Here is a 7,804-nt window from a genome sequence, read left to right as displayed (position 1 = left end):
ACCTGCCGGGGCTGCCGAGGATTCCGTACTCCTTCGCGCCATCGTTGTTCCCACCAATAGGCACGCGTTAGGTCATATTCACCGTTGGGCATTTTCTGAAAATATTTGACGGTGAGGGGATAAACAGAGCCTAGTGCTGCAAAAATCGATTGCTGGGATAAATCAATCGCTGGCGGTTCTGGGTAATGATGCGGAAAACGGCTTCTGATTTCCTTGGTTAGGCGTTGCAGAATTTGCCCCTCACTGGGAAAGGGCTGTTCTGCCCAACGAAATACTTTCAGATAGGTAGTTCGTTGCACCGACCAGACAAATACAGAAAGTTCCACAGGCAAGTTTTCGGAAATAGCCCCGGTAGCAGTTGTAGTTGCAGTGGGGATTTTGAGGCGAAAGCCTTCCGAGGTAAGCACTTTTTCTCCATTTCCGGGTTCAAAATCTGTTTGTAACCAGTTACGCACAGTTGCTGTATCCGAAGTTGGAACTTCTAAATAAAGGATTTCTCTCATCTTTTCCTGACATCTCCGAGCAATCTACTCACTAAGACAGATTTTATAAAGGCACAAAGTAAGGTAAACTGCGCCCTATTAGTTTCGTAAAGATTCAGTAAAGAAATTTTAAGAGTTTGTCAAATTTATTGTTCATTTTCTATTTCTGTAAACCCACACCATGAATTATCCCATTCCAGACAGTCCCCAGGAAATTGTTGCCCTGCGACAAAAGCCCGTTAATGAGGAACTAGTTGCCAGTGCGATCGCTGGAGTAATTAAAATTGTCCGCGCTCAGGGTCAATCTTTGGAAGAATTAACTGCTCAATTGCTAGCAGATGATCCACTGTTGGATCGGCAACAACGTCGCTGGTTGAGCCAATTAGTTGCCCAATCTTGGGAAAAGTTCTCCTAAAACCTTGGATAGGATGAAGTTTTTGTTGCAGCATTAGATTTTTGGGTCTGCATCTAAATATTGGAATATTAGCGTTGGCTTTGCCCGCCGTAGGCATCGCATTTTAGTTATAGAGTAACAATAATTGTCAGTATGGAATTGGCAATTGAGTTGCTATTTTTGCATTTACGGCATAGAAGCCACTAAATTAACCATATCAGCACTGGGCACTAGTCAGGAAAAAGGTGAAAGCAATTACTTTTACCTTTTTTGTTTAGTTCGATGGGTTGAAAAAGGATTTTAACTAAATCGTTTCAGCTTATTCTCCTGATCTCACCACCGTAAAATGCCTATTAAGCCAAGCTTTATTTTTTACTTAAGAAGAAAAATTCACCATATTTGAGGTTTTTCTGTGGTCTAAAAACCCATGCCTACTCACCTACGAAATTCGGAAAAGAGCTTTCCGAAATCTTATCAATTCGTCTTGTGTAATATATTAATGTTATGAAAAAATCAACATAGCATTATTACTATGTAGTATTTTATGCTACATAGTAATATTTTGTAATCTAATATCCAATATAATATCTATGTCAAACCCCCAACCTACACAGAATAAGTCCCCATTTGATAAGATATGGGATTTTTTCAAGAAGATACAAAAGCAGATATTTCCCTCTTTTGTTTTCGCATATAATAGTATCGTTGTTTTTTCTACAATATTTTGGGCTACTATTGTGAGCCTGGCGATAATTTTTTCTCTGACCAACAAGGATATTTTTAAGACTGAAAATCATGGTTTTTATATAAGTTTTTTAGTTGTAATTATAGCAATAGTAGGAATATTTCCTGCTTCATATTTTGCTTATCTGTTTTATATAACAGAACGAACTCAAGCTGAACGGATTAAAAATGATTTAAAGCTTTTAGGCTTAGTGAGTGAAGAAGAATATAATGACTTTGATAAACTATATAAAACGGTTTATGATCCAATTCAGTTTGGAACTTTTATACTCCTACTTACCTCAATAGCGACACTGGTTTTTACAATTTATTATGTCACTAAAATAGAACCAGATAATAATAATAAAATTGTAAAATTTCTTACTGGGGATAAATTTGCTAGAAATCAATTAGGAATAATTTTTTATGCTTTCTTGGGAGCTTATTTATTTGGAATTCGCCTTGTAATACGCCGTTATAATACCTTTGATCTACAACCTCAAGTTTATGCCACCATCGTCCTACGTATTCTAGTTTCTGGAGCAATAGCGTTTGGAATGGGTTTATTAATTGAACAAGGAGATATTACGTCGGAAATGTCCAAAGATAATACTGGGAATACAAAGGCATCTGACGTCAGAACTGTGCAACAACAAAACCCATCTTCTGAACAACAGACACCTGCTCAAGCTAAAGCAAAAGAACTTATTCCGTGGCAGATATTAGCTTTTCTGATCGGATTTTTCCCAGAACAAGGTTTACGCTGGATTGTTCTTGTTGGTAAGCGTGCTTTTCGAGATCCAACACTTTATCAATACAGTGAGCTTCCTTTGAGGAAAATTTTAGGTATCAATGAATGGCATCAATCGCGATTAGAGGAATTGGAAATTGATGACGCTCAGGCTTTAGCGACTGCTGATATTTCTAAACTGCTTCTAACTACCCAGTTTGATACTATGCAAGTAATCAATTGGATTGATCAGGCAATCTTACATATGAAAGCAGGAGCAAGAACTGAACAATTTATTGCATTTCAAATAACAACATATCACGAGTTGTATACTCTACTCAATCAAATAAAAGTAAAAGTGTATGAAGCCGAAGTAACTCGACAAGGTAGGAATAATTATAGTGAAGATACTCAAAATGAAACTCAACAAAATCCAAAAGTTCAGAAATCCAAGCTATTAGATGCTTTGCATGAAATCACCTCTCACCTGAAAACGACACCGAGTAAAATCTCGCTTCAAGAGGATTACAGCAAACTTTTAGTTGGATTAGGATTTAACTTAACAGAATTAGAACGTCTTTGTGATCACTCAAATTATCCTAATTATGTGCGGATTGAGGAGTATTATAAAAATCTTGAAAATATTACACGTGAGCAAGCAAAGCAAGGGGCAAAGGAAATAATACGCTCTATAGGTTTTGGTGGCGAAGTTGTTGATATTACCAGACGTAATTATGGAAAAAGCTTAACTTCACAGGAAAGGGAGGAAATTGAAAATCAAGTTAGTAGAATTTCTGCTCAATTGCTATTCAGCCGCCCGACTCTTTCAAATGCTGAGGCATGGGTACAATTGGGAATAGGATATTATTCGCTCAATAGATTATTTGATGCCGAAAATGCTTACGATGAATCTTTAAAGATTGACCCTCAAGCTGGGGCTTATATTGGACGTAGTTTGATATATATCGCTTTTGGAAATAAACAAAGAGATAACGCAAAACAGAAGGAGAAGGAGAAAAAACTTCTGCTCGAACAGAATAAAAATGAAGATGAACAGGGAAGTACACCCAATGAAATCACTCAATTATCAAGCAAAATCATAAAATTGCATAAAGAAATTTCATCTCACTACACCGAGGCTCAAAATTACTATGAAAAGGCTATTTCTGATAACACATTTGCTATCAGAATAGTGCCTTCTAATGCAGACGCATTTAATAATCGTGCACTGGCTTACATGGAGCAAGGTAACTTAGTTGCAGCCTTAGAAAATCTTGAGATAGCTTTACAGTATAATCATAGCCTTGCTACTGCTTACTATAATCGAGGAACAATTAGAAACACTCTAGGAACATCAGAAAAGAATTTTATAGAAGCAGCTTTTGACATGGAACGAGCGTATCTATTAGGTTATCGTCCTGCTGCACTATGGGTAACTTGGGGATTAGTATTGCTTAACACAGGACATTATCAAGAAGCGGTTGAAAAATTTAGTCAAGCTATTTGTCTTAGGGATGAAAATCACGCACTACACTATGCGCGACGAGGGTTTGCCTATGTGCAATTGAGTAAGGAAGCGAAACTGCAAAAGTTAAATTATTTCTCAGAATATGCCAAGCAAGCTAGTCGTGATTTTGATAGAGCAATTGAACTGTCTCCAGAGCTTGCTATCACTTATATTCACTATGGGTATCTCAAGAGATTTGAAAGCAAATACGATCAAGCTATTGATTACTACAAAAAAGCGATTGAGCAAGGAGCTAACGATTACATAGTCTACGCAAATTTAGCTGAAGTTTATTTTCAATGGGCGCAATTTAAGAGCACAGGAAGGACTGCGGATAATACAGATGCCAGACAGGATTATGAAGAGTCCATTAAAAATTATGAAACAGCGATTGAGCTAGAAGATAAAAGACCCGAAACCTTCTTCAACCTAGCAGTAGCATATTACATTACTGACAATATAGACAACGCCAGAGACAAGGCGCTTGAATCTGATAGAATAGTAGATGAATTGATATCTTTGGAATCTTCTAGATATAGCAGCTCCCTCTTAGAGATTAAGCAACTCAAAGAAGAAGTTTCTGAATTTTTAAAGAGACTTCCAAACCCTACAGTTCCTTAAATATATTCAATTTGTAATGAAAAGCGAAGATTTGTAGTCATGAACATCAGAATGTATTCTACCAATAGTGTCCAAAAAGAAGATACAAGCAAAACAGATCCATCCATCAGCATGGGAATTAATATCTATAATCTTCCTCGTGAAAGCTCTGATAGCAAACGACCTTCTGTAAAAATGCCATACGGAATTTATTTTGGCGGAGATATTTCTACAGGGGGTGGAGAGCCTGTTGGCGTTAAGAGATGGGTTGCTAATTGGCGCGATATAGTCTAGAACGGAACAATGCAAAAAAGTGAGATCCAGTTATTTTTTGACGGCTCTTTAGGCGGACACTGATATAAACCGTTGAATTTACGTAAATATTACTTGATCGCATTTTAGCGATCGCCTCCCCTTCTCATCGAGAAGTGCATATTACACTACATAGCAGTTTTTGTCAACTACAAGCTTTCAAAGCTGCTGACCCTTGGGAGTGCAACAACAAACCATATTCCAAGCCCTCCACCACCGCTTGATAGGAAGCCGCCAAAATATTGGTGGAAACGCCTACCGTCGTCCAGCGTTGACGACCATTGCCTGATTCTACGAACACACGGGTTTTTGCCGCAGTGCCCATATGTCCGTTGAGAATCCGTACTTTGTAATCTGTTAAATCAAAGGTTGCTATCTGGGGATAAAAGTTCACCAAAGCCTTGCGTAAAGCCGCATCCAACGCAGCAACGGGCCCGTTACCTTCCGCCGCCTCCAAAATATTCTTCCCATCAACAGCGATTTTAACTGTAGCTAGGGCATTGGTAGTTTCTTTGCCCTCAATCAAATCACAGTGGACTTGAAAACCTTTGACTTCAAAAAACTTCTGGCGATCGCCCAAAGCTTCGTGCATCAACAGTGCAAAACTCGCCTCTGCTGCCTCAAATTGAAATCCTTCACTCTCCAAGTCTTTGAGGCGCTGAAGAATTTGCCTGGCCTCTGCCTTTTGCTGATCGAGTTCAATGCCAAAACTGCGGGCTTTGGCGATAACATTGCTGAGTCCAGACTGTTCAGAAATCACGATGCGGCGATGATTCCCGACTTGTTCCGGCTGAATGTGTTCGTAAGTTAGGGGATTACGTTCCACGGCTGATACATGAATACCGCCCTTATGGGCAAAAGCCGAAAGTCCCACAAAGGGAGCGTGTTCATCTGGCGCGAGGTTGACCACCTCACTCACAAAACGACTAGCTTCTGTAAGTTGTGTGAGCTGGTCTTCTGTGATACAACTGTAACCCGCCTTCAGTTGTAAATTGGGAATTAACGAACAAAGGTTAGCATTACCGCAACGTTCACCGTAACCATTAATTGTCCCTTGTACCATCTTTGCCCCTGCCATAACGGCGGCTATTGCGTTAGCAACCGCCATTTCCGAATCGTTGTGAGTATGAATTCCAATTTGGGGTATTGTCCTTTGTCCTTTGTCACTTGTACTGAGCGTAGTCGTTGGCGCAGCCTCTCGTAGAGAAGTATCGGTCATTGGCTCTTGACTAATGATTAATGACAAATGACCATTAACATCTTGAACAATTTGGCTAATTTCGTGGGGTAAAGTGCCGCCATTGGTATCACACAGGACTAGCCATTCGGCACCAGATGCGATCGCAGCTTCTAATGTTTGTAAAGCATAATCTGGATTGTGCTTGTAGCCATCAAACCAATGTTCGGCATCGTAGATAATGCGACGTCCTTGAGAACGGAGGTACTCAATTGTGTCGCTAATCATCGCCAAATTTTCTTCTAATGTCGTCTTGAGTCCTGTTGTGACGTGTAAATCCCAAGACTTGCCAAAAATTGTTACCCAGCGAGTCCCCGCAGCCAAAATAGCCTGTAACATCGGTTCAGTTGCGGCAGTAGAATTGGGGCGGCGAGTCGAACAAAAAGCAACAATTTCAGCTTGTTTGAGCGGATTTTCTTGGAGTTGCCAGAAAAATTGTACATCCTTGGGATTAGCACCAGGCCAACCGCCTTCAATGAAGGGAATTCCCAGTTGATCGAGTCTTTTGGCAATGCGTAACTTATCTTCTATCGACACTGATAGCCCCTCGCGCTGAGTGCCATCCCGTAGCGTAGTGTCATAGAGCCAAAGTTGAGGTGAAGAAATTGTGGTCATAAAACTGGGAGCGACGAGACAAATTTCGAGGCAATGTGTCAATATACAACAAAATGGCAGTTTGGCAATTTAAAAATACCTAAAGTATTAGCTCGATCAAGGAGGCAATCTCCGAAAAATTTTGCTGCAAAATGGTATTGACCTCTACAATGACGGTACTAAGATAATAAACTGTCTGAGCATTGGCAGTTGCGGTATCTGTACAGTTAAGGTAGAAAGCAAAGTATCAACAGCGAATTGGCGTGATCGAGCGCGGCGTTCGCTTCCTCCCCATTCTCCTACAACAGACCTACGTAAGAAACTGCCAAACTCAGATTTTAGGCGATGTCAAAATGACAAAGTTTGATGGATTTTGGGGAGAAAATTCTCGAATAGTGTGGACACCAAAAGGTTAAAAAGGAGTAAAACAAGATGGGTAGATGGACACCCTTAATTTTGATGGCTGGAGGTTTGGCCATTCTGCTTGGTACATTACTAGGCATCAACTTTCCGATGGGCGTACAAAGCGCTAACGCTCCCGGTGGCAAAAAATCACAAGTCCTGCCAGCTAATATCAATGTTAATAGCAGTGCTGGCAGCAAGAATGATGAAAATGCAACTGAAGGAAATGAAACAACTGAAACAAACGAAAATAGGCGCAGTATTGCAGCCCCAAGACCTAATAACAGGAGTAGCGTTGCCCAGAATCCTTCCAATGACTCAACATCACCTGCTGACAGTACAACAGAAGGCAATACAGATACTTCAGGAACAGACACGCCATCCAGCGATGTAAATCAAGGCAACGAACCAATTCGAGCCTTGTGGTAAAAATATATCCGTCTTTAGTTGTGAGTTATGAGTTATTAGTTATGTACTAATAATAAATGACTAATGACTAATGACTAATGACTAGCGAGACTGTAATTATTGGTGGCGGCGTTATTGGTTTAGCGATCGCCATTGAACTCAAACTGCGCGGGACAAGTGTCACCGTGCTTTGTCGTGACTTCCAGGCTGCTGCTACCCACGCTGCTGCCGGGATGTTGGCACCAGATGCAGAAAACATCCCTAATGAAGCAATGCGCTCCTTGTGTTGGCGATCGCGTGCTTTATATCCCGACTGGACGCGCAAATTAGAAGAACTGACCGGCTTAAATACTGGCTACTGGCCCTGTGGTATCCTCGCACCCGTCTTTGAGGAGGCAGGGGAGCAGGGGAGCAG

Annotated in this window: 6 protein-coding genes and 2 pseudogenes; 6 read left to right on the top strand and 2 right to left on the bottom strand. The window is 40.5% G+C overall.

The genetic code is table 11. The features are described 5' to 3' along the window. Window positions 1-503, bottom strand: a pseudogene (locus F8S12_RS32365) (flavin-dependent dehydrogenase); the annotation flags it as partial. 160 nt (window positions 504-663) lie between these two features. On the opposite strand from F8S12_RS32365, the gene F8S12_RS32360 reads away from it, so the two are divergent. The 3 genes from F8S12_RS32360 to F8S12_RS32350 all read left to right on the top strand — a co-directional run bounded on the left by F8S12_RS32360 (window position 664) and on the right by F8S12_RS32350 (window position 4,730). Beyond that, the gene (locus F8S12_RS32360; RefSeq protein ID WP_196520394.1) at window positions 664-897 is read left to right on the top strand and encodes a hypothetical protein; all 234 of its coding nucleotides are present in this window, start codon (window positions 664-666) and stop codon (window positions 895-897) included. 569 nt (window positions 898-1,466) lie between these two features. Continuing rightward, the gene (locus F8S12_RS32355; RefSeq protein WP_196520393.1) at window positions 1,467-4,457 is read left to right on the top strand and encodes a tetratricopeptide repeat protein; all 2,991 of its coding nucleotides are present in this window, start codon (window positions 1,467-1,469) and stop codon (window positions 4,455-4,457) included. Between the two features lie 39 nt (window positions 4,458-4,496). Then, window positions 4,497-4,730, top strand: coding sequence for a hypothetical protein (locus F8S12_RS32350; RefSeq protein WP_196520392.1), 234 nt, complete (start codon window positions 4,497-4,499; stop codon window positions 4,728-4,730). 163 nt (window positions 4,731-4,893) lie between these two features. Here the strand turns inward: F8S12_RS32350 and cimA are convergent, their stop codons facing one another. Continuing rightward, window positions 4,894-6,600 carry a citramalate synthase gene (gene cimA / locus F8S12_RS32345; protein WP_196520391.1) on the bottom strand — a complete coding sequence of 569 codons (1,707 nt, stop codon included), beginning with the start codon at window positions 6,598-6,600 and terminating at the stop codon, window positions 4,894-4,896. 100 nt (window positions 6,601-6,700) lie between these two features. Between cimA and F8S12_RS41210 the strand changes: the two are divergent. The 3 genes and pseudogenes from F8S12_RS41210 to F8S12_RS32335 form a co-directional block, all read left to right on the top strand. Further along, window positions 6,701-6,995, top strand: a pseudogene (locus tag F8S12_RS41210) (2Fe-2S iron-sulfur cluster-binding protein); the annotation flags it as partial. Between the two features lie 16 nt (window positions 6,996-7,011). Then, complete coding sequence (locus F8S12_RS32340) at window positions 7,012-7,410, top strand: hypothetical protein (protein ID WP_196520390.1); 399 nt, start codon at window positions 7,012-7,014, stop codon at window positions 7,408-7,410. Window positions 7,411-7,487: 77 nt separating this feature from the next. Next, on the top strand, window positions 7,488-7,804 hold a 317-nt coding region (locus tag F8S12_RS32335), incomplete at its 3' end, for an FAD-dependent oxidoreductase (protein ID WP_196520389.1).

This window comes from Nostoc sp. WHI (assembly GCF_015714725.1).
In the GTDB taxonomy this organism is placed as follows: domain Bacteria; phylum Cyanobacteriota; class Cyanobacteriia; order Cyanobacteriales; family Nostocaceae; genus Nostoc.
This window is presented reverse-complemented; position numbering and strand designations above follow the sequence as displayed.

Bases quoted from the DNA above. Each gene is read 5' to 3' on its own strand.
- F8S12_RS32350 (WP_196520392.1), top strand. From the start codon at position 4,497: ATGAACATCAGAATGTATTCTACCAATAGTGTCCAAAAAGAAGATACA.
- F8S12_RS32340 (WP_196520390.1), top strand. From the start codon at position 7,012: ATGGGTAGATGGACACCCTTAATTTTGATGGCTGGAGGTTTGGCCATT.
- cimA (WP_196520391.1), bottom strand. From the start codon at position 6,600: ATGACCACAATTTCTTCACCTCAACTTTGGCTCTATGACACTACGCTA.
- F8S12_RS32355 (WP_196520393.1), top strand. From the start codon at position 1,467: ATGTCAAACCCCCAACCTACACAGAATAAGTCCCCATTTGATAAGATA.
- F8S12_RS32360 (WP_196520394.1), top strand. From the start codon at position 664: ATGAATTATCCCATTCCAGACAGTCCCCAGGAAATTGTTGCCCTGCGA.